The organism is Saliniferula longa, assembly GCF_050789285.1.
Classification (GTDB): Bacteria; Pseudomonadota; Alphaproteobacteria; order Rhodobacterales; family Rhodobacteraceae; genus CAVPWP01.
Window position 1 is genome coordinate 196,590 of record NZ_JBOUVX010000003.1, and the last position, 24,060, is coordinate 220,649.

24 protein-coding genes are annotated in these 24,060 nt (G+C 66.6%); 2 read left to right on the plus strand and 22 right to left on the minus strand.

Annotated elements, in window-relative coordinates; translation table 11 throughout:
- From ACRDNQ_RS13975 to ACRDNQ_RS14070, 20 genes are all read right to left on the minus strand, one after another.
- Nucleotides 1-984, minus strand: a complete 984-nt coding sequence (locus ACRDNQ_RS13975) for an alpha-ketoacid dehydrogenase subunit beta (protein WP_431829795.1) — start codon at nt 982-984, stop codon at nt 1-3.
- A 26-nt stretch (nt 985-1,010) separates the two neighbouring features.
- On the minus strand, nt 1,011-2,000 hold the full coding sequence (locus ACRDNQ_RS13980) for a thiamine pyrophosphate-dependent dehydrogenase E1 component subunit alpha (RefSeq protein ID WP_431829307.1): 990 nt from the start codon (nt 1,998-2,000) through the stop codon (nt 1,011-1,013).
- A 72-nt stretch (nt 2,001-2,072) separates the two neighbouring features.
- Nucleotides 2,073-3,371, minus strand: a complete 1,299-nt coding sequence (locus ACRDNQ_RS13985) for a M24 family metallopeptidase (protein ID WP_431829308.1) — start codon at nt 3,369-3,371, stop codon at nt 2,073-2,075.
- Between the two features lie 139 nt (nt 3,372-3,510).
- The gene (locus tag ACRDNQ_RS13990) at nt 3,511-4,578 is read right to left on the minus strand and encodes an alpha/beta hydrolase family protein (RefSeq protein WP_431829309.1); all 1,068 of its coding nucleotides are present in this window, start codon (nt 4,576-4,578) and stop codon (nt 3,511-3,513) included.
- Nucleotides 4,579-4,593: 15 nt separating this feature from the next.
- A complete protein-coding gene (locus tag ACRDNQ_RS13995) occupies nt 4,594-5,955 on the minus strand; it encodes an amidohydrolase family protein (RefSeq protein WP_431829310.1) in 1,362 nt (453 codons plus the stop codon).
- A gap of 13 nt (nt 5,956-5,968) precedes the next feature.
- On the minus strand, nt 5,969-7,918 hold the full coding sequence (locus ACRDNQ_RS14000; protein ID WP_431829311.1) for a TRAP transporter large permease subunit: 1,950 nt from the start codon (nt 7,916-7,918) through the stop codon (nt 5,969-5,971).
- A 13-nt stretch (nt 7,919-7,931) separates the two neighbouring features.
- Nucleotides 7,932-9,014: a C4-dicarboxylate TRAP transporter substrate-binding protein gene (locus ACRDNQ_RS14005; RefSeq protein ID WP_431829312.1), complete on the minus strand. Its 1,083-nt coding sequence runs from the start codon at nt 9,012-9,014 to the stop codon at nt 7,932-7,934.
- 96 nt (nt 9,015-9,110) lie between these two features.
- On the minus strand, nt 9,111-10,088 hold the full coding sequence (locus ACRDNQ_RS14010) for an NAD(P)-dependent oxidoreductase (RefSeq protein WP_431829313.1): 978 nt from the start codon (nt 10,086-10,088) through the stop codon (nt 9,111-9,113).
- A 34-nt stretch (nt 10,089-10,122) separates the two neighbouring features.
- Entirely contained in the window at nt 10,123-10,827 is a 705-nt protein-coding gene (locus tag ACRDNQ_RS14015; RefSeq protein ID WP_431829314.1) for a FadR/GntR family transcriptional regulator, read from the minus strand.
- 11 nt (nt 10,828-10,838) lie between these two features.
- Nucleotides 10,839-11,639, minus strand: a complete 801-nt coding sequence (locus ACRDNQ_RS14020; RefSeq protein ID WP_431829315.1) for a transketolase — start codon at nt 11,637-11,639, stop codon at nt 10,839-10,841.
- A 2-nt stretch (nt 11,640-11,641) separates the two neighbouring features.
- Nucleotides 11,642-12,577: a transketolase family protein gene (locus ACRDNQ_RS14025; protein WP_431829316.1), complete on the minus strand. Its 936-nt coding sequence runs from the start codon at nt 12,575-12,577 to the stop codon at nt 11,642-11,644.
- 6 nt (nt 12,578-12,583) lie between these two features.
- Nucleotides 12,584-13,450: an enoyl-CoA hydratase/isomerase family protein gene (locus ACRDNQ_RS14030; RefSeq protein ID WP_431829317.1), complete on the minus strand. Its 867-nt coding sequence runs from the start codon at nt 13,448-13,450 to the stop codon at nt 12,584-12,586.
- Between the two features lie 102 nt (nt 13,451-13,552).
- On the minus strand, nt 13,553-13,999 hold the full coding sequence (locus ACRDNQ_RS14035; protein WP_431829318.1) for a DMT family transporter: 447 nt from the start codon (nt 13,997-13,999) through the stop codon (nt 13,553-13,555).
- A 1-nt stretch (nt 14,000) separates the two neighbouring features.
- On the minus strand, nt 14,001-14,789 hold the full coding sequence (locus tag ACRDNQ_RS14040; protein ID WP_431829319.1) for a glutathione S-transferase family protein: 789 nt from the start codon (nt 14,787-14,789) through the stop codon (nt 14,001-14,003).
- 4 nt (nt 14,790-14,793) lie between these two features.
- A complete protein-coding gene (locus tag ACRDNQ_RS14045; protein ID WP_431829320.1) occupies nt 14,794-15,825 on the minus strand; it encodes a branched-chain amino acid ABC transporter permease in 1,032 nt (343 codons plus the stop codon).
- The gene (locus ACRDNQ_RS14050) at nt 15,825-16,703 is read right to left on the minus strand and encodes a branched-chain amino acid ABC transporter permease (protein WP_431829321.1); all 879 of its coding nucleotides are present in this window, start codon (nt 16,701-16,703) and stop codon (nt 15,825-15,827) included. The genes ACRDNQ_RS14045 and ACRDNQ_RS14050 overlap by 1 nt, the downstream gene beginning before the upstream one ends.
- Before the next feature lies 1 nt (nt 16,704).
- Nucleotides 16,705-17,433 (minus strand): ABC transporter ATP-binding protein, encoded by a 729-nt coding sequence (locus ACRDNQ_RS14055; RefSeq protein ID WP_431829322.1) that lies wholly within the window; start codon nt 17,431-17,433, stop codon nt 16,705-16,707.
- Nucleotides 17,430-18,173 carry an ABC transporter ATP-binding protein gene (locus ACRDNQ_RS14060; protein WP_431829323.1) on the minus strand — a complete coding sequence of 248 codons (744 nt, stop codon included), beginning with the start codon at nt 18,171-18,173 and terminating at the stop codon, nt 17,430-17,432. The genes ACRDNQ_RS14055 and ACRDNQ_RS14060 overlap by 4 nt, the downstream gene beginning before the upstream one ends.
- A gap of 76 nt (nt 18,174-18,249) precedes the next feature.
- Nucleotides 18,250-19,518, minus strand: a complete 1,269-nt coding sequence (locus ACRDNQ_RS14065; RefSeq protein ID WP_431829324.1) for an amino acid ABC transporter substrate-binding protein — start codon at nt 19,516-19,518, stop codon at nt 18,250-18,252.
- Between the two features lie 107 nt (nt 19,519-19,625).
- Nucleotides 19,626-20,591: an NAD(P)-dependent oxidoreductase gene (locus ACRDNQ_RS14070; protein ID WP_431829325.1), complete on the minus strand. Its 966-nt coding sequence runs from the start codon at nt 20,589-20,591 to the stop codon at nt 19,626-19,628.
- A 440-nt stretch (nt 20,592-21,031) separates the two neighbouring features.
- Here ACRDNQ_RS14070 and ACRDNQ_RS14075 point away from each other — a divergent pair, with 440 nt between their 5' ends.
- Together ACRDNQ_RS14075 and ACRDNQ_RS14080 are read left to right on the plus strand one after the other, a co-directional pair.
- Complete coding sequence (locus tag ACRDNQ_RS14075) at nt 21,032-22,060, plus strand: LacI family DNA-binding transcriptional regulator (protein ID WP_431829326.1); 1,029 nt, start codon at nt 21,032-21,034, stop codon at nt 22,058-22,060.
- Nucleotides 22,061-22,079: 19 nt separating this feature from the next.
- Nucleotides 22,080-22,841 (plus strand): sulfite exporter TauE/SafE family protein, encoded by a 762-nt coding sequence (locus ACRDNQ_RS14080; RefSeq protein ID WP_431829327.1) that lies wholly within the window; start codon nt 22,080-22,082, stop codon nt 22,839-22,841.
- Nucleotides 22,842-22,916: 75 nt separating this feature from the next.
- Here ACRDNQ_RS14080 and ACRDNQ_RS14085 read toward each other — a convergent pair whose 3' ends face one another.
- Together ACRDNQ_RS14085 and fabG are read right to left on the minus strand one after the other, a co-directional pair.
- Entirely contained in the window at nt 22,917-23,150 is a 234-nt protein-coding gene (locus ACRDNQ_RS14085; protein WP_431829328.1) for an acyl carrier protein, read from the minus strand.
- 171 nt (nt 23,151-23,321) lie between these two features.
- Complete coding sequence (gene fabG, locus ACRDNQ_RS14090; RefSeq protein ID WP_431829329.1) at nt 23,322-24,059, minus strand: 3-oxoacyl-[acyl-carrier-protein] reductase; 738 nt, start codon at nt 24,057-24,059, stop codon at nt 23,322-23,324.
- Nucleotide 24,060: the final 1 nt, after the last annotated feature.

The following is a 24,060-nucleotide window of genomic DNA, read 5'->3' on the forward strand; positions in this document are numbered from 1 at the left end:
TCAGATCTCCCCGCGCACCAGACGGCGCGCCCGGTCGGCCACGCCCTCGGGCGTCGGAACCGTCAGGTCCTCGAGCGCGGGCGAGAAAGGCACCGGCACGTCCATCGCGCCCATCCGCTGCACCGGCGCGTCAAGGTGATAGAACGCCTTCTCGGAAATCCGGCTGGCGATCTCGGCGGTCACGCCATAGCTTTGATGGCCTTCGTCCACGACAATGGCGCGGCTGGTCTTGCGCACGCTGTCAAGGATCGTCGCCTCGTCCAGGGGCACGATCGTGCGCGGGTCGATCACCTCGGCCGAAATCCCGTCGGCCTCGAGCATCTCGGCCGCCTTGCGGCAGACGCCCACCATCGACGAGGTGCCGACCAGCGTCACATCCGTGCCTTCGCGCAGGATCGCGGCCTGTCCGAAGGGAATGAGGTATTCCTCTTCCGGCACCAGGGCCTTGTCCTGATACATCAGCTTGTCCTCGAAGATCACCACCGGGTTGTCGTCCCGGATCGCGGTCTTCAGAAGCCCCTTCGCCTCGTAGGCCGAGGACGGCATCGCCACCTTCAGCCCCGGAATATGCGCCACCAGCGCATGAAGCGACTGGCTGTGCTGCGCCGCCGAACGCCGCGTGGCGCCGAGGTTGGTGCGCAGCACCAGCGGCACCTTCAGCTTGCCGCCCGACATGTAATGCGTCTTGGCCGCCTGGTTGCACAACTGGTCCATGACCAGGAACAGGAAGTCCCCGAACATCAGGTCAACGATCGGGCGCGATCCGGTCATCGCCGCGCCCACCGCCATGCCCATGAACCCGGGTTCGGAAATGGGCGTGTCGATGATCCGCTCGGGGCCGAATTCCTCGACCAGGCCCGACAGCACCTTGAAGGGCGTGCCGGCCTCGGCCACGTCCTCGCCGATCAGGAAGATCGTGGGATCGCGGCGCATCTCCTCGGCGATGGCCTCGTTCACCGCCTTCGACAGGGTGATCTCGCGCATCGCGCCCTCCTTCGTCAGGGTATCCTTCATGCCGCGGTCTCCGCGAAGACGTGCATGGTCACTTCCTCGGCCGGCGGATAGGCCGCGTCGAGCGCATAGGCCACGGCCTCTTCGGCGTCCTTCTCGATGCCCGCGCGGATCGCGTCAAGCTCGTCGCCAGTGGCGATCCCCTGCCCTTCAAGCCACTTGCCGAAGTTGACGATCGGATCGCGCTCGTTCTTCCAGTAGTCTTCCTCTTCCTTCGACCGGTAGTAGCCGCGGTTGATGTCGCCGACATGGTGGCCGTGGTAGCGGTAGGTCTTCAGTTCCACGAAGAACGGCCCCTCGCCCTTGCGGGCCCGCGCCACCAGCTTCTGCGCCAGATCGTTCACCGCCAGCACGTCCTGCCCGTCGACAAGGTGGCTTTCGATGCCGAAGGCCTCGGCCCGGGCGATCAGCGAGCCTGCCGCGATCTCGTCGGTCTTGGTGTATTCTGAATAGCCGTTGTTCTCGCAGGCGTAGATCACCGGCAGCTTCCAGAGCGCCGCCATGTTCATCACCTCGTACCAGAGGCCCTGCGCCGTCGCACCATCGCCGAAGAAGCAGACGGTGACGTACTCCTTGCCCAGCCGCTTCGCCGACAGCGCGGCACCTGTGGCGATGCCCATCGAGCCGCCGACGATCGCGTTGGCGCCCAGGTTGCCATGGGCCTGGTCGGCGATGTGCATCGACCCGCCCTTGCCCCGGCAATAGCCTTCGGCCTTGCCGAGAAGTTCGCAGAACATCTGCTTGAACTCGGCGCCCTTGGCCACGCAATGGCCGTGGCCCCGGTGGGTCGAGGTGATGCGGTCCTCGTCGGTCAGCGCCTCGCAGATCCCGACCGCGACCGCTTCCTGCCCGGAATACATGTGCGTGAGGCCGGGCATCTTGGCCGACAGGTAAAGCTGGTTGGCATTGTCCTCGAAGGTGCGGATCCGCACCATCTGGCGGTACATCCGAAGATAGTCCTCGGCATTGGTCTTGGGCTTGCGTGCCATGGGGTCCTCGATGTCCTGTCCCGAAAGGGACCCGGCCCGCTGTTTCGACGGGCCGGATCAGTCGGGGAGATCTCAGTACTTGTTCGCGATCGGCAGGTCCTCGGCCGGGAACAGCGAGATGACCTCGCACCCGGTGTCGGTGACCACGACCTCTTCCTCGATCCGGGCGGCCGAATAGCCGTCCTTCGCCGGGCAATAGGTTTCCAGCGCGAAGACCATGCCCGTCTCGATCACCATCGGGTTCTCGAGGCTGACGGCCCGGCTGATGATCGGCCGCTCGTGCAGGGCAAGACCAAGGCCGTGGCCGAACTGAAGCCCGAAGGCCGACAGCTCGTCCGGGAAGCCCAGGCTTTGCGCCGTCGGCCAGACCTCGGCCACCTTGTCGGTGGTGACGCCCGGCTTGATCCGGTCGATCGCAAGGTCAAGCCATTCGCGCGCCTTGACGTAGGCGTCGTTCTGGGCGGGCGTGGCGCGACCGATGTTGAACGTCCGGTAATAGCAGGTCCGGTAGCCCTGGTAGGACTGCAGGATGTCGAAGAACGCCTGGTCGCCGGGCCGGAAGTAGCGGTCGGTGAAGTTGTGCGGATGCGGGTTGCAGCGCTCGCCCGAGATCGCGTTGATCGCCTCGACGTCGTCCGAGCCCATCTCGTAGAGCATCTTGTTGGCCATCGCGACGATGTCGTTCTCGCGCACGCCGGGTTTCAGCTCTTCCCAGATCATGTGGTAGACGCCGTCCACCATGCTGGCGGCCTGGGTCAGAAGCTGGATCTCGTCCCAGTTCTTGATCTCGCGCGCGCCCAGCATGATCTGCTGGCCGTCGACGATGTTCAGCCCGGCTTCCTGCAGGGCATGGAACATCGCGGTCTCGGCATAGTCGACGCCCACCGGCATCCCGGCCATGCCCGCGTCGCGGATCAGGCCGGCGATTTCCTCGGCATAGCGCTTCATCAGCCCGAAGGACGGCGGGATCGTGCCGCGCATGCCGACCACGCCGGCGCGCATGTGCTCGGGGTTCAGCCAGTCGGCATACTTGCGGTGATGCACCGCGGCCGAGCCGAAGTCCCACACGAAGGGTTCGTCGTCGCCCGTCAGCAGGCAGAAGCGGCACATCTTGTCCCGCTCCCATTCGCCGATCTTGGTGCCCGAGATGTAGCGGATGTTGTTGACGTCGAAGAGCAGAAGCGACCCGCAGTCCGATTTCTTCAGCGCATCCTTGGCGCGGCTCAGGCGATAGCGGCGCAGCCGGTCGTGATCGATGCGGCGCTCGAAATCGACGGACGTGTGGCCCCAGGCCGGAAGTCTGCCCTCCCACCGCCAGTTCGGGTCCATGTCGCCGGGCTGCAGGATGCGCGGGTTCAATGCCTGGTTCATCTCGGGATCCTCCTGAAAGCCGATGGCCGGCCCGTGCCGGCAGGATTCTGTCCGCTCTTCTTTATCCTATCATAGCGGCTGTGCAATCGTTCGCACATCATATTTTTCCCAAAATGGACATCTTTTCCTCGATCTTCTCTCAAACTGAGAGACACGAGGCCATCCAATCGCCCACCTGGGTGCGGTACTTGTAGGGCCGGTTGTTGGCCACGTGGCCGCCATCGGCCACGATATTCAATATGACAGGGCCCGATACGGCCGCGGCCAGCCGTTCGGGATGATCGGGGGGAATCACCCGGTCCAGCGCACCGGCCACGATGTAGATCGGGCAGGCGATGCGATGGGCGACATCGGCCAGCGACATCCGCCGCACCACGGCGCGCGCGCCCTCTTCGCTGCCGGCACGGGTGCGCGCGACGACCGCGGCCTGCGTCAGGCCCGGGGCGCGGTCGAAGGCCTCGGCGAAATCGAAGGGGCCGGTCAGCGACACGCAGGCCTTCACGCGCGACTCGAAGGCGGCGGCGCGCGGCGCGTAGTAGCCGCCAAGGCTTACGCCCCACAGGCCGATCCGGCCCGCGTCGAGGTCGCCGCGCGTCTCGATCCAGTCGACCACCGCCGCGACGGGTCGTTCGTACTCGGGCAGGATGCCGTGGTCGTATTCGGCCTCGCCCTGCCCCGGTCCGTCGAAGGCCAGCGTCGCCATGCCCCGGTCGAGGAAGACCTGCTCGTTCGTGTGCATCTCTTCCTTGGTGGAATCGAGGCCCATCACCATCACGACGACGGGCGGTCGTGCCACCCCACGGGGCTTGCGCAGGATGCCGTAGAGCGTCGACCCCTCCCAGGGGATGGCCACGCGCTCGCCCGGCGGGTCGATCAGGGGCAGCGCCCGCATCCGCGCGGCAACGGCTTTTTCATGCGCCGCGCGCATCTGCGGAATGTCGTGGACGAACAGGAACTTGCCGAAGTGATAGCAGGCCCCGGCGGTGGTGAAATGCTCGCCCGCGCTCAGCCGGTGGCCTTCGGCCAGCGACGCTTCGCCCAGCGCAAGATGCACATCACCCCGCGCGATCCAGGCCGCGCACCAGTCGTCCCAGGCGTCGATGCCGTTGGTCACGTCCTGGAAATCGGCCAGGGGCACGCCATTGGCCACCAGCCGGTGCGACCAGTGCGCCGCCGCCGAGGCGACCCTCGGATCCTTCTCTGCCATCGTCCCGCCCTCCTGTCAGTGCGCCGGCCGTGCCGCGCCGAAATCCCGCATGATCCTGCGGCCGCTCTCCTCGAGCCGGTCGAGAAGCGCGGGCAGATCGGCGCGCGTGAGCCGCCCGCCCCGCTTGACCACCCGGCCGGCCACAAGGACCGTGTCGACATCGCGCGGGCCGGCGTGGAACAGGACCGACGCGGCCGGGTCCATCACCGGGCGCAGGTTGATCCCGCGCGCGTCGATCAGCACGATGTCGGCCGCCTTGCCCGGCGTCAGCGATCCGATCCGGTCCGCCAGCCCCAGCATCTGCGCGCCGCCCATCGTCGCCCAGCCCAGCGCCTCGCGCACGGTGGGGCCGATCGCCTCGGGCGGCTTGCCGGTCGCCGCGCGGGCGGCGCGCGTCAGCTCGTGCCGCGCGGCCTGAAGCGCGAAACGCGCGACCGAGAACATCTCGCCCGCCATGCCCGATTCGATGTCGGACCCAAGGCTGAGCACGCCGCCTCGGCCAAGCACGCGGTTGGTCAGCGGCTCGCCGAAGCCCATCTGAAGCTCGACCTCGGGCGTGGCCGAAAAGCTTACCCCCGCCCCCACCAGCCGGTCGAGCGCGGCATCGTCCAGAGCGTTGCCATGCACCACGTTGACCCTGGGGCCAAGCAGCCCCATCCGGTCGAGCGCCTCGAACCCCTCGGGCCAGAGGAACGCGCCGCCCGAGACATGCATCGAGGCCAGCAGGTCCATCTCGCGCGCAAGTCGCAGGTCGGCCTCGGTCACGGCGGCCACCGACATCTGCGGGCCAAGCACCGCCAGCCCCAGTGTCACCAGCGCGGCGTCGTCGGACAGCGCGCCTGTGCGCAGCCGCGCGACTTCGGCGCGTGGCATCGGAACCTCGCTGAAGTGCGGCTGGCCCGGCTTCGGGTCGGGCTTGGGCGAGCCGTGCAGGAACACCGCGCGTCCACCCGCGGCCTTCAGCCCCGCGACCGCGGCATCGGTGTGGTCGGGCGTGGGGTTGTTGTGGCACCAGTCAGCGATCGTGGTGACGCCCGCGTGCAACTGGTGCAGCATCCCCACCTCGTTGGCGATGGCGATGTCCTCGGGCCGGAAGTGGGTGGCAAGGCCCGCGTGCATCGCCCTGAGATAGCCCATCAGCGTCCAGTCCGCCGCGATCCCGCGCAGGCCGGTCTGCCAGGTGTGGATATGGGCGTTCACGAAACCGGGCATGGCGATCATGCCCGCGGCCTCGATCACCTCGACCCCGTCCCCGGCGTCTATGCCCGGCCCGATCCGCGCGATCCGCCCGCCCTCGACCAGGATGTCGCCGGGGCCTTCGGGAACGCTGGGGTCGAGCGGCAGAAGCGTCGCGTTGCGGATCAGGGTGCGGGTCATCGGCGCGTTCCCGTCAGACAAGGAAAAGGACAAGCGCGGGGACGAAGACCAGAAGCAGCGTCACCGCCAGCATCACCAGCACGAAGGGCGCGGCCCCCCGGAAGATCTCGCCCAGAGTGACGAAACCGGGCGGCAGCGCCCCCTTGACCACGAAGACCGACAGCCCGAAGGGTGGCGTCAGAAGCCCGATCTCGATCGCGATGATCGAGATGATGCCGAACCAGATCAGGTCGCCGCCCAGCGCGCTGACCACCGGAATGGCGATCGGCAGGATCACCAGCATGATCGAGACCGAATCCAGGATCATGCCAAGCAGGATCACCAGAACGATATAGACAAGCACGAAGGCCACGAGCTGCAATTCGAACGACGCGATGAGCGAGGTCGCCTGCATCGGGATCGTCGAAAGCGTCAGCATCCGGGCGTAAAGATTGGCCGCGATGATCAGGAACAGGATCGAGGCGGTGATGTACCCGGTCTCGAGCGCGATCGACTTGATCGTCGCCCAGTCCAGCTTGCGGCGTGCGGCCGCGACGAGGAAGGCCCCAAAGGCGCCGATCGCGCCGGCCTCGGTCGGGCTGAAGAAGCCGCCGTAGATGCCGCCCATCACCAGGGCGATGATGAAGGCCACCGGCACCAGCCGGATCAGCATCGGCCCCAGCGCCATCTCTTCCGTCTTCGTCTCGTCGGGCCGGCCGACGAAGTCGGGAAACCAGGTCGCAAGGGCCACGTTCAGCACCGCGAAGGCAAAGGCAAGGATCAGCCCCGGCACGATCGCCGCGATGAAAAGCGCACCGATCGAAACCTCGGCCAGAAGCCCGTAAATGATCAGAAGAAGACTGGGCGGGATCAGCATCCCCAGGACCGAGCTTCCGGCGATGACACCGGTGGAGAAGCTGCGGGTATAGCCGGCCTCGTCCATTGCGGGCACCGCCACCCGGCTGAAGACCGCGGCCGAGGCGATCGAGGACCCGGTAATCGCCGCGAAGACCGCGTTGGCCGCGACCGTCGCCACGCCCAGCCCGCCGCGCAGCCGGCGCAGCGCCACCACCGCGACCTGGAAGGCGTCGCGCCCGACGTCGGCCCGGTCAAGCACCAACCCCATGGTCACGAAAAGAGGCACCACCCCGAATTCGAAGGACCTCACCGCCCCCGAGGCGGCGATGCCAAGGGCATTGTTGGCCACGTTGAAGTTGTCGCGCGTGAGCCAGACCCCCAGAAAGGACATCGCGAGCAGCGCGAAGGCCACCGGCATGCCGCAGGCGACAAGGAAGAAAAGCCCCAGGAAGGCCATGAGGCCGACCTGAACCGGCGACAGTGCGCCGCCCATCAGAACCGATAGGAACAGCGCGACAAGTCCCAGCAGGATCGCGAACCCCCAAAGCCCGCGCCGGTCGCCCTTGCTTGAGAAAAGCGCCCCGAAGAACGCCCATCCCCGGATCAGCGCGATCCGCGCCGTCTCGACCGTGCAAAGCGCCGCCCCCAGGACCACCGCCAGCTTGAACGGCCAGAGCGGGATCTGGTAGGCGCCGACGGCACCGGTGAATTCACTTGTCGTCCAGGACTTGTGGAAGTCGTCCCAAAGCCAGCGCACGGCCAGCGCAAGCACGACGGCCGCGGCCCCGTAGAACAGCGTTTTCGCGCCGTTGGCCAGAACCGGGCGATCGGTCTCCCAGCCGCCCATCAGGAAGTCGGCCTTGATGATCCGGTCGCCCCGGATGGTGCTGCCAAGTTGGATGAACACGCAGGCGCCGATGGCATAGGCCACGTAGTCGGACACGCCGTTGATCGGCACCGAGAACAGGTTGCGCATCAGCACGTCGGCGGTGATCAGCAGCATGAACACCATGATGGTGGTCGAGGCGATCCCCGAGAACGCGCCCGAAAGGCGCGCAAGCAGCGCGTCGGCCGGGCCCAGAAGCCCGGCCGACAGCGTTTGGCGTGTGTCGTCGATAGGGTGCACTATGCAGCGACGATCAGAGGCCGGCAGTCCAGTCGCGAAGCGGGACGGCGCCCTCTTCCTGAACGACGGCCATGAACTTGGTCAGGATGTCGGCGCCCGGCACCCCGTTGGCCTCCTGCGCGTCGACCCAGAGCTTGGCCAGATCCGGCAGCCGGTTGACCCACTCGACGCGCTGCTCCTGCGGCATGTCGCTGACGGTCGCGCCTTCCTTGACGAAGTTCTCGAAGAAGATCGCCTCGCGCTCTTCGATCAGGCGGGCGTTCTCGACCGAATAGGCAGCGCCCAGTTCGGCGATCACGGCCTGCACGTCCTCGGGCAGTGCGTTGAAGGTGTCGGTGTTGACGCCGAAGCCGCCGAAGGTCAGCGGGCCGGTGTTCACCCGGGTGACGAAGGGCGCCTGTTCGTGCAGCTTGAGCGGATAGGCCCCTGTCCCGATCAGAAGGGTGCCGTCGCCGACCCCGGTCTGAAGCTGGCCATACATCGCCGGGATGCCGGTGTTGACCAGCGTCGCGCCCAGCGGCTCGACCCAGGGTGCCAGAACCGGCGCGCCCAGCAGCTTGACCCCTTCAAGGTCCGAAAGCTGTTCGATCGGCTTCTTGGTGAACAGGTGATAGCCATCCGACACGCACGAGCCGAAGAAGCTGATGTTCTGGCGCGCCCATTCGTCCTTCATCGCCTGCTCGTCGGCGTTCAGGCGGTTCATCGTGTTGATCGCCTGGCTTACCGTCTGGGTGGTGAAGGGCAGCGAGTACATGATGTTCTGCAGCGGCAGCGCGGCGGGTTCCCACAGCGCGCCGATCCAGCCCATGTCGGTCAGCTGCTGGCTGACGGCCTCGAGCGTGTCGTTGAAGTCGTAAAGGGCGCCGCCGAAGGCCTCGGTCCAGTTGATGCGGTAGTTCGAGCCGCGCTCCTCCAGAAGCTCGTTCGACTTCGCCACCACGATCGTCTGCAGCGGCGCGACCCAGGCGATCGTCGTCGGATGGCTTGCGCTGATGGTCAGGTTGATCGTTTCCTGGCCGAAGGCGCGGGTGCTGATCACGCCCGGCACGGTCAGGCTGATCATGCCGCCAAGCACTTGTCTGCGGTTCGTCATCATCTGTCTTCTCCTCCCTTAGGTTGACAGAATTCAGGGTCTTCGCGGCCCGTGGGCCGGTCTTGCGTCACCGTCCGCTCGCGCCCCTTGCTTCGGGCCTCATTCGGCGGCCTGCGGCACCTCCAGCCCGGTCGGATAGGGCACGTTCTCGGGCTCCAGCGTCAGGCCCGCCGCCAGCGCCACCGTTTCGATCAGCGCGGCGAAGTCCTTTTGAAGATAGGCCTCGGGATCGTCCTGGATACTGGCCGCGCCGAAATGCGCCTGAAGCGCCTCGCGCGTGGCCGCCGTCACCGGCATCGGCACCTCCAGCGCGCGCGCCGCCGTCAGCCCAAGATCCAGATCCTTGCGCAGAAGCTCGGGCGTGAAGGTCGTCGTCCAGTCCAGGTTGATCAGCGCGTTCGACTTGTAGCGCGTGAAGACCGATCCCATGGCCGAGTTGTTCATGAAGTCGAGAAAGGCATGCCGCGGCACGCCGGCCTTCTGGGCAAGGATCGTGATCTCGGCCAGGTTCTGGATCACGACGCCCAGGAAGACGTTGTGCGCGATCTTGCAGAAGCGTGCGAGTTCCCCCTCGCCGACGTAGGACACGCCCGCAGCGGCATAGGCGGCGATCACCGGCTCGACCGTGTCAAAGACCGGGCGCGGACCCGAACAGACCGACGACAGCTTGCCCGCCTTCACGCACTTGCCGTTGCCCGAGACCGGCGCGGCGATCAGCGTCGCGCCGCGCGCGGCCAGCTTGTCGCGGATCGCCGCCGACTGCTCGGACGAGATCGACGAACTGTCGACGAAAACGCCCGGCACGCCGTCGCCGGTCAACACGCCATCGGGTCCGAACAGCACCGTTTCGACGTCCTTGCCGGTCGAGACCATGGTGATCAGGATGTCGACGCCGGCCAGGTCGCGCGGGGCGTCGACCAGCGTCGCGCCCTTGGCCTCCAGCGGTTCGGCCTTGGCCCGCGTGCGGTTCCAGATCCGCACCTCGTAGCCCGCCTTCACCACGCGCTCGGCCATGGGATAGCCCATGCGCCCCATTCCGATCCATCCGATCACCGGTTTCGTCATTGTCGTCCTCATCCCGTTGCGGGGCGCGCCCGTGACGTGCCCCCGTTCAGCCTGCCCCGCCACCGCCTTCGAGCGTGCCGGAAATCCAGCTCATGTGCCGCCCCAGCGCCGCGCGCGCGCCGTCGGCGTCGCCGGCCTCGATCCGCGACAGGATCTCTTCGTGCTGCCGGATCGCCTCGTTCATGTCGACGACACGTTCCCCGATCAGTCCGCGCAGAACCTCGCGCACGCCCAGGACGGCGGCGATCAGCGCGCCGTTGTGCGTGGCCCGCGCCATCGCCAGATGAAAGGCCAGGTCAGCCTCGAGCGCGGAAGTCCGGTCGGCGCCGGCCGCGCGCATCGCGTCAAGCGCCGCGCGCAGCGCCGCAAGGTCGCCCACGTCGTGCTTCAGCGCCGCCTGCCCGGCCACCTCCACCTCGATCGGGCGGCGCAGGTCGTGCAGTTCGATCAGCGTGACCTCGCCGAGGTTTAGAAGGATCGTCAGCGCCCGCGCCATCGCGGCCTGCCGCGATCCCACGACATAGGTTCCGCGCCCCGACAGGCGGATCACGCCGTGGGATTCGAGCATCCGCAACCCTTCCCGCACCGACGAACGCCCGACGCCGAAGCGTTCGGAAAGCTCCTTCTCGGTCGGGACCGGGTCGCCTTCGTTCAGGCCCCGGTCGGCGATCTCGCTGGTCAGACGGTCGGCGACCAGTTGATAGACGTTCGGCCGCGCGATGCGATCGTCAAGTCCAAGGGTCTGGCTCATGCTCATCCCCGTCATGCCTCGGGCGCGACCGCGTGCAGGTGGCGCAGCGCCTCGTCCCAGACCGCGCGTTCGGCATTGATGTAGTGCGGATAGGGATGCGCCTCGAAAGCCGGCACGCCCTTGCCGATCACGGTATCGCAGATGATCGCCGTGGCCCGGCCGGCGGCCCCCGACAACGCCGCCTCGACCGCCGCTTCCAGCTTCGTCAGGTCATGCCCGTCGACCTCGACCGTGTCGAAGCCGAAGGCGCGGAACTTGTCGGCCAGGGGTTCGAGGTCAAGCACCTCGGTCGTGTGACCGTCGACCTGGATGCCGTTGCGGTCGACGATGACGCACAGGTTCGACAGCCGGTGGTGGCCGATGGTCATCATCGCCTCCCAGACCTGGCCTTCCTGGATCTCGCCGTCCGACAGAAGGCAGAAGATGGTGCCGGGGATGCCCTTCATCCGCTGTCCGATGGCCATGCCGGCGGCCTGGCTCAGCCCCTGCCCCAGCGACCCGCCCGTGATCTCGACCCCCGGCAACCCTTCGAGCGGGCTCTGCTCGAACTCGGATCCGTCCATGCCATAGGTCAGAAGCTCGTCGCGGTCGTAAAGATGCGCGTTCGCGGCATAAAGCGCCAGGCCGTAGTGCCCCGGCGACAGGACGAACCGGTCGCCCGGCCGCGTCAGTCCGATCTCGAAGACGCAGGCCAGGATGTCGGCCGTGCCCAGCGCCTGCCCGATATAGGCCTGCCCGCTGTGGGCCGCGACTTCGGTCGCGATCATGCGGATCTCGGCGGCGCGGCGGGCGGTGCGTGACGTGTTGCGCATGCTCAAAGCCCCCGTTCGGCGGCGGCGGCGATCGAGGGCGCGTCCAGCCCGATCTCGCCCCGGATGAACTCGACCGTCCCGCTGGGCGGCCATTCGTCGGGAATCGCGCAGGGCGTCACCCGCACACCCATCCCGCCTTGCGCCACGACCGAGGCGACAGCCGCGAAAAGCCCGCCGTGCGCCACGTGGTTCTCGACCGTGACCACATGGCCGAAGCGGCGGCAGAACCTGGCGACCGTGGCGGTGTCGAAGGGCTTGATGCGCGGGACATGAAGATGCCGCACGCCATGCCCGCGCCCGCGCAGGATCGTCGCGGCCTCGATCGCCCAGTCGGTGCCAAGACCGGTCGAGATCATCCCGACGGACGAACCTTCATCCCCGAATTCGACCGGATCGAGCGGGCCCGCCCCCGGCGCGCGCGCGCCCGGCACGTCCGCCCGGTCGCCGCGCAGCGCGCGGATGAAGGTCGGGTGATCGGCGGCGACGCCGCCCTTCAGGGCGGCCGCCATCTCGCGGTCGTCGGCGGGGTCGATCACGGCCATGCCGGGCAGCGCCCCCATCAGCGCCATGTCCTCGACCGGCTGGTGGGTCGCGCGGAACCGGCAGGTGATGCCGGGAAGAACCCCCACCAGCGTCACCGGCGTGGGTCCTGTGGTGAGCGCCATGGCCACCTGGTCATAGGCGCGGCGCGTGATGAAGACCCCGTAGGTGGCGACGATGGGCCGGAAGCCGGTCTTGGCCAGCCCCGAGGCCATGCCGATGATGTTCGCCTCGGCCACCCCGAGGTTCAGGAACCGGTCGGGGAAGCGCGCGGCGAAGGGCAAAACCTCGACATACCGGGCCAGATCGCCCGCCAGGACGACGACGCGGTCGTCCGCCTCGCCCAGCTCGATCAGCGTCCGGGCGAAATTCGACAGCCTTGCATCGCCGTCAGGCATCGGGCCTCATCCCTTGTCGAAGTTGTTCTTGCGGCCCTTGCGGACGTAATCGACGGTCTGCGCGATGGCCTTGCGCCCGTGGATCGAGTGTTCCGCCGCGACATGCCCGAACATCTGGATGCCGAAGCCGCCGTCCAGGCTGTCGACCACCGCCTGCTTCCAGGGCCGGCGCACGATCTGCGTCGTGAGCCGCCGGGTGGTGCGCGGTTGGGTCATGATGTGGTCGGCGATCTCGTAGGCGCGCTCGATTTCCTTCCCGCGCGGGACGACCTCGTTAACCATGCCGTATTCCAGCGCCTTCTCGGCGGTGATCGCCTCGCCCGTGAGCAATGCATAGGCCGACCGCTTCACGCCCAGAAGCGTCTGGAAGCAGGTGTGAATGCCGTCGCCCGGCACCGATCCGATGTCATAGTGCAGATCGAAGATCGTCGTGTCCTCGGTGCAGATCGTGATGTCGCACATCAGGCAGATTTCCGAATGGAACCCCGGCCCGTTCAGCACGCCGATCGTCGGAATCTCGAGGTCGAAGACCAGCGAGCTGACGTTGATGCGCCCGTCCTTGTAGGCGTATTCGTAGGCCCAGTAGGGCAGGCCCTCGTCCTCCAGCGCGAAGCCTTCGGGATCGCTGTCCATCATGAACTCGTCGCCCGAACCCGACAGGATCATCACCTCGTTCTTCGGGTCGGCGCCCACGGTCTTGAGCATCTGACCCAGCGATCGGTGGTTCTGCACCGACAGCTGGATCGGGCCGCCATTGGTATGGGCGCGCACCAGAAGGACGCCGTCGTCACGGCGATCCATCATGTAGTGCTCCCTGAAGCGGGCGCTGTACTCGTCGAAGTCCGGGGTCGGCACGAAATTGGTCAAGGACATCTGTGAACTCTCTCCCTGCGACAGCGCCGCACCGGGGCGCTTGTTGGGAAGTCTGCTAGCATCTGTCGGCTTGTCAGACAAGCCGATTCTCTGCGCGTCAGATCAGAAGCGGCTCACCAGAACCGCGCCCGTCAGCACCATCGCAAGTCCGATCACGCGCGGCAGCGAGATCTCGCGCACCTGAAGGCCGAAGGCGCCGAAGTGGTCGGCCAGCATCGACCCAAGAAGCTGCCCCGCGACGATGCACACGAAGAACACCATCGCCCCCGTCACCGGGGCGACCACCACGCCCGCGGCCACGAAGATCGCCCCGCAGACGCCCGCCAGATAGGCCCACCAGGGCACCGCACTCAGTGTGCGACGGCTGATCTCGCCCGAGCCTGTGACGAAGATGACCAGCAGCGCGCAGCACAGCGCCACGAAGATCTGGATCGCCGTCGCGCCGAAGGCGCTGCCGACCGACCGCGACACGATCGCGTTGAGCGGCGGCTGCGCCGAGACCAGCACCCCCACGACGATCGCGGCAAACATGTAGGGAAGAAGCTGCATGTCAGACCGCCGCCTGCGCCGGACGCGCGGCCTTCGCCTGCGCGAGATGGGGATACTTCTCGGTCAGAAGCGCCCCGTGATAGAAGGTGCGCGCGAACTCGGGCCTTGCCCGGATCCGGTCGAGCCAGGCCTGGACTTCGGGGTGGTCGTCCCACAGATGGCGAAGGTTGATGTCGTCCATCCGCACGATCACCGGCATGATCGCCAGATCGACCAGGCTCAGGTCCGGGCCCATCAGCCAGGGCCCGCCGCCGTCGGCCAGCCAGCGCGCCATGCGCTCAACCCCTCGCCGCAGCCGGCCCAGGGCCTCGTCCATGTCGGCTTGCGGAAAGCCCGTCCGCCCCATGCGCATCAGGAATTCGCGCCGCAAGGGCTTGCTGTCGCACAAGGCCTGGAACTCGGCCTCGGTCATCGCCTGGAAATGCGGCAGGAAGGCCAGGTTGTAGGACGGCACCCGGATCGCGGGTGTCGGCACCTCGTCCACGAAGCGCATCATCGCGCGCATCCGCGCCACCTCGCGCGGGTCCGTCGGCCGCATCGGGGCGACCTCGGGGAGGATGTCCTCGAGGTATTCAAGGATCACCGCGCTGTCGATCACCGGCACCCCGTCATGGACCAGCGCCGGCACCACGCCATTGGGGTTGATCGCCAGGTATTCGGGCCTGAGCTGATCGCCCGCGAAAAGGTCGAGCTTGTGTTCCTCGAACCCCAGCCCCTTGGCGTGCAGCGCGTAGCGCACGCGCTGGCTGCAGGTGGACTGGGGCGCGTTGTAAAGGACGAACGCGGTCATCCCCCTAGTCCCAGTTCAGGAAGCGCGGCAGCTTCTTGTGGCGCGCGAGCGTGCCCACGATGCCCAGCGGAAAGAACATCAGCGTCAGCATCATGATGAGGCCGGTCGCAAGGATGTTGATCTCGGACGCACCCAGGGTGGCCACGAAAAGCTCGTTGAAGGCGACGATCAGGATCGCCCCCACCACCGGGCCGGCGATCGTGCCCTTCCCGCCCAGAATGCACATCAGCACCATGTTCACCGAGATCAGGATCACCAGATAGATGTTCGGCCGGATGTAGGTCAGGTATTCGCCCCAAACCGCGCCCGCCATGCCCACGAAGAAGGCCGAGATGGCGAAGGCGAGCGTCTTGTAGAAGCGCGTGTCGATGCCGGCGCTTTCGGCCTTGATCTCGTCCTTCGAGATCGCGCGCAGCCCAAGCCCGAACTTCGAATGCTTGATCCGGTAGGACGCCCAGACGGCGAAGGCCGCCATGATCACGAAGGCGTAGTAGTAGGGCAGCTTGGCCCACTGCACCGGCAGGTCGTTGGCCTTCAGCGACACGCCCGCCGCGCCGCCCACGAAGTGCCAGTTCTCGAAGAAGATGCGGAAAATCATCACCAGCGCCAGCGACGAGATGATGAAGGACGGCCCCCGCACCCGCAGCGTGATCAGCCCGATGAGATACCCCACGATGCCCGCGACAAGACCGGCAAGCGGGGCCATCACGATCGTCGAGATGCCGTAGCGCGCGAAGATCATCCCCGCGAAGTAGCCGCCGATGGCGAAGAACACATTGTGGCCCAGCGAGATATAGCCGGTGAACCCGCCCAGGATGTTCCAGCCCGCTGCCATCACCACGTAGGAGGCGGTGAAGAGGACAAGGTGGATGACGTAGTTGTAGTTGCCCGCGAACTGCAACGCGGGCAGCACCATCAGCACCGCCAGGAAGGCGATCGGGAACCAGGTGACCCGCTCCTTGTCGACCGAGGCCGCGATGGAGGCGTTGTAGGCGCGCCGCGCCGCGATCACGTCGGATGTGTCAAGACTTGCCATCACGCCAACTCCGGTTTTTCGCCAAACAGACCCTGCGGCCGCACCAGCAGCACCACGAAGAGCGACACGAAGAACGTGAGCGTCGACCACGTTGCGCCGAAGTAGAAGCCCACGAAGGCCGCCACGACCGACAGGATGAAGGATGCCAGAACGGTGCCAAGGATCGACCCCATGCCCCCAAGGACCACCAGCGACATCAGGATCGCGATCCATTCCCAGTGCTTCGACGGGAAGAACGAGAAGACGAAGGAAACCAGCGCCCCGGCCGCCCCCGCCAGCGCAAGCCCGATCGCGAAGCTGACCAGGCCCACGTAGTTGACGTTCACGCCCAGAAGCTCGGCCGCGTCACGGTTCTGCGTGGTGGCGCGGATCGCGTAGCCGAAGCGCGAGAACTTCAGGAAGGCCGCCAGCGCGCCGATGATCAGAAGCGAGACGATCCCGGCGTAAAGCTGCCCCTTGGGAATGAAGACGTCGCCCAGGAAGAAGGCCTCGGTCGCATAGTCGGGCGAAGTCACGCGCTGGGTGTTCGAGAACGCCGTGCCAAGCGCCCCCTCGATGACCATTGCCAGCGCGAAGGTCAGAAGCACCGTCATCTCGGAATAGCGGGCCGACTTGGCCTCGCGCTCGAAGACGAGCTTGTAGAGGATGACGCCGGTCGCCGCGAGGATGATCATCGCCACCGGCAGGATCACCAGCGGGTCGATGCCGTAAAGCCGGAACGCCCAGTAGGCGACATAGGCCCCCATCATGATCAGCGAGGGATGCGCAAGGTTCACGATGCGCATCACCCCGAAGACAAGGCTCAGCCCCGCGCCCATCAGCGCGTAGACGCCGCCAAGGGCAAGGCCAAGGATCAGGATCTGCAAAAGGTCCGCCATGCTATGCCGCCTTCTTTCCGCCGAGGTAGAGTTCCTGGATGCGCGGGTCGCCCAGCACCTCCTTGGCCGGCCCCTCGAAGAGCGTCTTGCCAAGGTCGAGGACCACGCCCCAATCCGCGTATTTCAGCCCCATGAGCGCGTTCTGCTCGACCAGAAGGATGGTAATGCCTTCCTCGGTCATCATGCGCATGATCTCGAAGATCTCCTTGACGATCTTCGGCGCAAGGCCGAGCGAGGGTTCGTCCAGCATCACGATCTCGGGCTTCAGGATCATTGTGCGCGCCATCGACAGCGACTGCTGCTGACCGCCCGACATGGTGCCGGCGTGCTGGTCGCGGCGTTCGCGCAGGATCGGGAAGCGTTCCTCGATCTCGTCGATGCGTCGCTCCAGGAGCGACTTGTCGGGCATCGAGAAGCCGCCCATGCGCAGGTTCTCGCGCACCGTCATCTTCGGAAACAGCGCGCGCTCCTGCGGGACGAAACAGATCCCCTCGCGCAGCACCTGGTCGGGGCGCAGGCCCTTCAGGCTCTTGCCCTTGAAGCGCACGTCGCCCTCGCGGACCTTCAGCATGCCGACGATCGCCTTCAGCAGCGTCGACTTGCCGGCCCCGTTCGGGCCGATGATGCAGTGCACCTTGCCGGGCTGAACCGACAGGTTCGCCCCGTTCAGGATCGCCGGGCCGTCGCCATAGCCGGCGACGACGCCCGTCACTTCCAGAAGTCCGCTCATGCCGCCTCCTCCAGCGCGCCGCCAAGGTAGGCGTCGAGGACCTTGGGATCCTCGCGCACCTCGTCGGGGGTGCCATCCGCGATCACCGTTCCTTGCGCCATCACCACGACGCGGTGCGACAGGCGCATGATCAGTTCCATGTTGTGCTCGACGATCAGCACCGTCAGGCCCTGCTCGTTGAGCTTGCGGATATGGCCGATGATCTCTTCCAGCAGGGTCGGGTTCACGCCGCCCGCCGGTTCGTCAAGAAGGATGATCTTGGGGTCGCTCATCAGAAGCGCTGCAAGGTCCATCAGCTTCTTCTGGCCATAACTGAGGTTCGAGCCATCCTCGTGCGCGATCCGGGTGATCCCGAGGAAATCAAGGATGCCCAGGGCCTTGTCGATCTCTTCCTTGCTCATCGCGGGCTTCATCAGGTCGCGCCAGCCGCGGATCTTGGACTGGCAGATGACGTTCTCGAGCACCGTCATGTCGGCAAGGTTGCGCGAGATCTGGAAGGTCCGCGACAGGCCGCGGGCGGTGATCTTGTGCGGCCGCATCCCGTCGATGCGCTCGCCGTCGAACCAGACCTCGCCCTTGGTCGGCGTCATCGTCCGGCTGATGCAGTTGAACGCCGTCGTCTTGCCGGCCCCGTTCGGCCCGATCAGCGCGGTGATCCGGCCGGCTTCGGCACGAAAGCTGCAATCGTCGACGGCCTTGATGCCGCCGAAATACTTGCAAAGGCCCTTGACCTCGAGCATGGGCGCCCTCCCCCTTGGTCTTGTTCTTCGAAGCGGACGACCGGCCGGCGGTGGTCGCCGGCCGGTCGGGTCAGGGTCAGAAGCCCTGTTTGGGATAAGCCATCGGCGAGGTCTCGAACTCGTTCGTCGGATAGACGAACTGCAGCTGCCCCCCGTTCCACTGCGACATCAGGAACGGCTTGTCGACGGGCAGGCCACGCTCGTCCCACGAGAAGCGGCCAAGGATCGTACGCACCGGATCGTCCGCCGAGCGCGCGCGCAGCCACTCGGCCATCGCGTCCTGATCGGCCGATCCCGCGCCGGCGATCGCCTGCTCGATCCCCTGACAGACCGCAAAGGGAATGGCCGCGTCTTCGTCGGGGAACTCGTTGAACTTCGCCTGGTAGGCCGCCACGAAGTCCTGGTTGGTGAAGGGCTGGCCGCCCAGCGTGCCCTCGAAGGGCGCATCGGCGTGCCACGAGGTGTGCATCAGGATCGCCTCCGAGGCTTCCTGCGTGCCCTCGTAGAACTCGGCCTGCGTGCCCTGGCTGTAATAGACCATCTTGGGCGTCGCCTGCACCGTCTTGAGCGCGCGCGTCAGCTGCACCGCTTCTTCGGCGGACGCGGTCAGCGCGATCACAAGCTCGGCCTCGGACCGCTTGATCGAGTTGGCGAGGTTCAGCCAGTCGTTGAAGCCTTCCTCGGGCCATTTCTCGGAATAGACGACCTCGATCCCAAGCTCGGACAGATAGCCGGGAGCCATGTCCTCGACGAGGCTGCCGTCACCGGGGTCGGTGACCTGCGTGCCCAGAAGGCCCGCCTCGACGGCGTTGGCGAAGAAGTCGTCGGCCACCACCACGGCGGCGGTCTTCGGGCGGTCGGCCTCGGGGATGAGGTCGGTCACCATGTCGCGCAGCGACGAGCCGATGTATTCGGCCGCGTTCGGCTGGAAGTAGAACAGCTTCTTGTGGCCCTGCGTATAGATTCGCAGCGCCCCGCCCGCGGGAACCGGGTGCACGAAGTTGTTCTTCTCAAGGATGTTGGCGACCGGGAAGGTCAGGCGCGACGAGAACGTGCCGAACACCGCGTCGACCTGGTCGACGTTGATGAAGCGTTCGTACTGGTTGATCGCCGTCGCCGGATCCGACCGGTTGTCCGAGGTGATCATATTGACCTGCTCGCCCAGGATGCCGCCGCGCTCGTTGATGAGGTCGACGCACAGCTGATAGCCCTTCTCGTGCTTCGAGCCGGACACCGAGAAGGCGCCGGTCAGGGGCAGCGAGGCCCCGATCTTGATCTCGGCCATCGCGCCGGACGCCACAAGCGCCGCCGCTGCCGAAGTTGCAAGCATGGCATGAAGTTTCATGGTCTCTCTCCCTTTGTTCAGGTCGGGCCGGGGCGGTGCCGTCCCGGTCCGGTCTTCTGGGCGCGCGTGTTATCGTTCTTGTTGTGCGCGCCCCGGATCGCAGGCCGTCACTCGGCGGCCTGCGGCACCTCAAGCCCCGTGGGGTAAGGCGAATTCTCGCTTTCAAGCTTGAGCCCGGCGCCAAGCGCGACGGTTTCAAGGATCGCGGCGAAGTCCATCTGAAGATAGGCCTCGGGATCGTCCTTCAGCGTCGCCGCGCCGAAATGCGCCTGCAGCGCCTCGCGCGTGGCCGCCGTCACCGGCATCGGCACGTCAAGCGCGCGCGCCGAGGACAGGCCAAGGTCAAGGTCCTTGCGCAGCAGTTCGGGCGTGAAGGTCGTCGTCCAGTCAAGGTTCACAAGCGCGTTGGTCTTGTAGCGCGTGAAGATCGAGCCCATGACCGAGTTGTTCATGAAGTCGAGGAAGGCCCGACGCGGCACGCCCGCCTTCTCGGCCAGCACGGTGATCTCGGCCAGGTTCTGGGTCACGACGCCAAGGAAGACGTTGTGCGCGATCTTGCAGAACCGCGCCAGTTCTCCTTCGCCCACGTAGGACACGCCGTTGCCGGCGATGGTGGCGATGATCGGTTCGACCCGGTCGAAGGCCGCGCGCGGGCCCGACACGACGGCCGAAAGCTTGCCGGCCTTCACGCACTTGCCGTTGCCGCTGACGGGCGAGGCGACAAGTTCGGCCCCCCGCTCGGCCAGGCGGGCGCGCAGCGCTGCCGAGTGGTCCACCGCGATGGACGAACAGTCAAGGAAGATGGCCGGCGTCTCGTTGCCCGACAGCACGCCCTCGGGCCCGAAGTAGACCTGCTCGACGTCCTTGCCCGTCGACACCATGGTGCCAAGCACGTCGACATGGGCCAGGTCGCGCGGGCTGTCGACCAGGGTCGCACCCTTCGCGGCCAGCGGCTCGGCCTTCGACCGGGTCCGGTTCCAGATGTAGACGTCGTAGCCCGCCTTCACGAGACGTTCGGCCATGGGATATCCCATGCGCCCCATGCCGACCCAACCGACCTTGACTTTGCTCATCTCGTCTTCCTCCACAACGACTTTCGCGCACCGCCCGCCCGGGTCAGCCGCCTATTTCCAGTCTGATTGACAGTTTTGTGCGAACGTTCGCACGAAAGCGTGGCGCACCCGACCAGGTCCGGCGAGCATGGCATCCACCACGGGCCCGACACACCCCGCTACCCCGATCGCCCCGAGAGATATCGACCGGAAACGGTCGGCGCGGGCCATGCTGGAGGCCCCAAGCACCATTTGCCTGACGGCCGACGGATGACACTGGTCGCTCTCCACTGCTGTCCCCTTCGCGCTGCTTCGCACGCCGTTTCGCAACACTTTGCGCAAACGTTTGCGAGAGACTAGCCCAGCCGCATGGGGTGGTCAAGCGCGTTCGCGCAACCGATTGCATGTCAGGCCCCACTCGGTTTAGTATCAGGCGAAACAGGAACGGGACGACCGCGGACATGAGCAAGACCGTCACCCTCAAGGACATCGCGCGCGAGACCGGCGTGCACGTTTCCACCGTGTCGCGCGCGCTGGACCCCGATGCCCACAAGTCCCTGACCGACGAGGTCGTCGAACGTGTCCGCGTCACCGCCGAACGCATGGGATACAGACGCAACCGTCTGGCGTCGGGCCTGCGCACCAAGCGCACCATGACGGTGGGCATGATGCTGCCCGATATCACCAACACCCTCTTCCCGCCGATCGTCCGGGGCGTCGAAAGCATCCTCGAGCCGAAGGGCTATGCCTCGATCATCGTCAACACCGACAGCGACCCCGACCGCGAGACGAAGCTGGTCGAGGTCCTGCTCGAGCGCGGCGTCGACGGCATCATCGACGCCGCCGCGCACCGGTCGGACCCGCGCATCGTCGAGCTGTCGCGCCAGGGCGTGCCGATCGTGACGGTCAACCGCCAGATCGACGGGTCGGCGATTCCCTCGGTCGTGAACGACGATGCCCAAGGCATCCGCGTGATGTTGCGGCATCTGCACGACCACGGCCACCGCCGCATCGCCCACATCGCCGGCCCCCAGTCGCTGTCGACCGGCCTCTTGCGCCTGAACACCTTCGAGCAGACCGCGCGCGAGCTTGGCCTCGACCTGCCGCGCGAGGCCACGGTCCTTGCCGCGCGCTTCGACGAAGAGGAAGGCCGCCGCTGCACCGACCACCTGCTGCGGCAGAACTGGAAATTCACCGCCATCCTCTGCGCCAACGACCGCCTTGCGCTGGGGGCGCTCGACATGCTGAACAAGCGCGGCATCGCCTGCCCCGGCGACGTCTCGGTCACGGGCTTCAACGACCTGCCCTTCCTCGACCTCGTGCCGCCGGGCCTGACGACGATCCGCGTCCAGCAGTTCGACGTCGGGCGGCTTGCCGCCGAGCTGCTGATGAAGATGATGAACGACCCCAAGGCCCCGATCCCGACCACGACGATCCTGCCCGTCAAGCTGATCGAACGCGGAAGCGTCGCGCGCCCGAAATCCCGCTGACGCCCGGCAGACATCCCCCATGACCGGCACGGTGCTTGACTACGACCCGCTGACCTTCGCGGTCATCTTCGCCGCGCTCGCGCTTGGCGGAACGATGAAGGGCGCGACCGGCGCGGGGGCGCCGGTGATCGCGATTCCCGTCATGGCCGCCTTCTACGACGTGCGCTTCGCCGTGGTGATGATGGCGATTCCAGGCGTGGTGATGAACATCATGCAGTTGCGCAAGTACCATGCCGCACACCTGCCCGACCGCTTCGCGCTGAAATACGCCATCTGCGGCGGCACCGGCACCTTCCTTGGCACGATCATCCTTGCCACGCTTCCGGTCGAGGCGCTGACCCTGATCATCGCCGGCGCGGTCGTCGCCTATATCCTGCTGCGCATCGCCCGCCCCGGCTTCAAGATCCCGTGGGAGGCCGCGCGCCGGCTGGTCTGGCCGGTCGGCCTGGTCTCGGGCGTGCTGCAGGGATCGGCCGGGCTGTCGGCGCCGGTCTCGGTCAGCTTCCTCAACGCCCTGCGCATCCCGCGCGAGGCCTTCATCGTGACCATCTCGTCGCTGTTCACGGGGATGAGCCTTGTGCAGGTTCCCGCCCTGATCGGCTTTGGCCTTCTGACCTGGGACAGGGCCCTGCTCAGCCTTGCGGCGCTGATCCCGCTTCTGGGGTTCATGCCCGTGGGCAACTGGCTGGCGCGCCGCCTTCCGCCCGTGGCCTTCGACCGGCTGGTGCTCGTGCTTCTGACGATCCTTGCCGTCCGCCTGATCTGGAGCGCACTGGCCTGACCACCGCGCCCCATCACATGAAAAACGGCGCCCCAAGGGCGCCGTCAGGTCTTCCTTGCGGAAGGGTCGGAGGCCTTACGAGGCTTCCTTGATGAACTTGACGGCGTCGCCGAACGTCTGGATCGTCTCGGCCGCGTCATCGGGGATCTCGATCCCGAACTCTTCCTCGAAGGCCATGACCAGCTCGACGGTGTCGAGGCTGTCGGCGCCCAGGTCGTCGATGAACGAGGCGTTCTCGATCACCTTGTCCTCGTCGACGCCCAGATGCTCGACCACAATCTTCCGCACGCGATCGGCGATGTCGCTCATATCAGTTCCTCACAGTTCCTCGGGGTCTTCGCCCGTCTCGGTTTCGGGCCTCGGGGGCCTCTGATTCAGTCGCCAGACAAGGGGCGATGCCTGGACGGGACATTCCATCCCGCCGAAGTCAGCGCGCCTATAGCACATCGCCTAACGAAGGCAAACGCATTTGCGCGGCCCTCAGATCATGGCCATTCCGCCATTGACGTGCAAGGTCGCCCCGGTGACGTAGCCGGCTTCCGGGCTGGCAAGGTAAAGCACCGCCGCGCCGATCTCGGACGCCTCGCCCATCCGGCCCGCCGGAACCTGGGTCAGGATCGCGGCCTTCTGGTCGTCGGTCAGCTTGTCGGTCATCGCCGTGGTGATGAAGCCAGGCGCCACGCAGTTCACCGTGATGCCCCGGCTGGCCACCTCGTAGGCCAGCGACTTCGACATCCCCACCATCCCCGCCTTCGAGGCGGCATAGTTCGCCTGCCCCGGGTTGCCGGTGGCGCCCACGACGGACGAGATGTTGACGATGCGGCCCCAGCGCGCCTTCATCATGCCCCGGATGACGCCCTTGCACAGCCGCATGGTGGCCGTGAGGTTCACGTCGATCACCTGCGCCCAGTCGTCGTCGGACATGCGCATGAACAGGTTGTCGCGGGTGATGCCGGCGTTGTTCACAAGGATGTCGACCGCGCCCATTGCCTCGACCGCCTGGCCGGGAAGCGCGGTGACGGCGGCGGCGTCGCCAAGATTGCAGGGCAGGACATGGGCGCGCCCGCCCAGGTCGGCGGCCAGCGCCTCAAGCGGTTCGACCCGCGTTCCCGACAGCGCGACCGTGGCCCCCGCCCCGTGCAGCGCCCTGGCGATCTCGGCGCCGATGCCGCCCGAGGCGCCGGTCACAAGTGCGGATTTTCCCGTCAGATCGAACATC

Bases quoted from the DNA above. Each gene is read 5' to 3' on its own strand.
- ACRDNQ_RS13975 (WP_431829795.1), bottom strand. From the start codon at position 984: ATGCGCGAGATCACCCTGTCGAAGGCGGTGAACGAGGCCATCGCCGAG.
- ACRDNQ_RS13980 (WP_431829307.1), bottom strand. From the start codon at position 2,000: ATGGCACGCAAGCCCAAGACCAATGCCGAGGACTATCTTCGGATGTAC.
- ACRDNQ_RS13985 (WP_431829308.1), bottom strand. From the start codon at position 3,371: ATGAACCAGGCATTGAACCCGCGCATCCTGCAGCCCGGCGACATGGAC.
- ACRDNQ_RS13990 (WP_431829309.1), bottom strand. From the start codon at position 4,578: ATGGCAGAGAAGGATCCGAGGGTCGCCTCGGCGGCGGCGCACTGGTCG.
- ACRDNQ_RS13995 (WP_431829310.1), bottom strand. From the start codon at position 5,955: ATGACCCGCACCCTGATCCGCAACGCGACGCTTCTGCCGCTCGACCCC.
- ACRDNQ_RS14005 (WP_431829312.1), bottom strand. From the start codon at position 9,014: ATGATGACGAACCGCAGACAAGTGCTTGGCGGCATGATCAGCCTGACC.
- ACRDNQ_RS14010 (WP_431829313.1), bottom strand. From the start codon at position 10,088: ATGAGGACGACAATGACGAAACCGGTGATCGGATGGATCGGAATGGGG.
- ACRDNQ_RS14015 (WP_431829314.1), bottom strand. From the start codon at position 10,827: ATGAGCCAGACCCTTGGACTTGACGATCGCATCGCGCGGCCGAACGTC.
- ACRDNQ_RS14020 (WP_431829315.1), bottom strand. From the start codon at position 11,639: ATGCGCAACACGTCACGCACCGCCCGCCGCGCCGCCGAGATCCGCATG.
- ACRDNQ_RS14025 (WP_431829316.1), bottom strand. From the start codon at position 12,577: ATGCCTGACGGCGATGCAAGGCTGTCGAATTTCGCCCGGACGCTGATC.
- ACRDNQ_RS14030 (WP_431829317.1), bottom strand. From the start codon at position 13,450: ATGTCCTTGACCAATTTCGTGCCGACCCCGGACTTCGACGAGTACAGC.
- ACRDNQ_RS14035 (WP_431829318.1), bottom strand. From the start codon at position 13,999: ATGCAGCTTCTTCCCTACATGTTTGCCGCGATCGTCGTGGGGGTGCTG.
- ACRDNQ_RS14040 (WP_431829319.1), bottom strand. From the start codon at position 14,789: ATGACCGCGTTCGTCCTTTACAACGCGCCCCAGTCCACCTGCAGCCAG.
- ACRDNQ_RS14045 (WP_431829320.1), bottom strand. From the start codon at position 15,825: ATGGCAAGTCTTGACACATCCGACGTGATCGCGGCGCGGCGCGCCTAC.
- ACRDNQ_RS14050 (WP_431829321.1), bottom strand. From the start codon at position 16,703: ATGGCGGACCTTTTGCAGATCCTGATCCTTGGCCTTGCCCTTGGCGGC.
- ACRDNQ_RS14055 (WP_431829322.1), bottom strand. From the start codon at position 17,433: ATGAGCGGACTTCTGGAAGTGACGGGCGTCGTCGCCGGCTATGGCGAC.
- ACRDNQ_RS14060 (WP_431829323.1), bottom strand. From the start codon at position 18,173: ATGCTCGAGGTCAAGGGCCTTTGCAAGTATTTCGGCGGCATCAAGGCC.
- ACRDNQ_RS14065 (WP_431829324.1), bottom strand. From the start codon at position 19,518: ATGAAACTTCATGCCATGCTTGCAACTTCGGCAGCGGCGGCGCTTGTG.
- ACRDNQ_RS14070 (WP_431829325.1), bottom strand. From the start codon at position 20,591: ATGAGCAAAGTCAAGGTCGGTTGGGTCGGCATGGGGCGCATGGGATAT.
- ACRDNQ_RS14075 (WP_431829326.1), top strand. From the start codon at position 21,032: ATGAGCAAGACCGTCACCCTCAAGGACATCGCGCGCGAGACCGGCGTG.
- ACRDNQ_RS14080 (WP_431829327.1), top strand. From the start codon at position 22,080: ATGACCGGCACGGTGCTTGACTACGACCCGCTGACCTTCGCGGTCATC.
- ACRDNQ_RS14085 (WP_431829328.1), bottom strand. From the start codon at position 23,150: ATGAGCGACATCGCCGATCGCGTGCGGAAGATTGTGGTCGAGCATCTG.
- fabG (WP_431829329.1), bottom strand. From the start codon at position 24,059: ATGTTCGATCTGACGGGAAAATCCGCACTTGTGACCGGCGCCTCGGGC.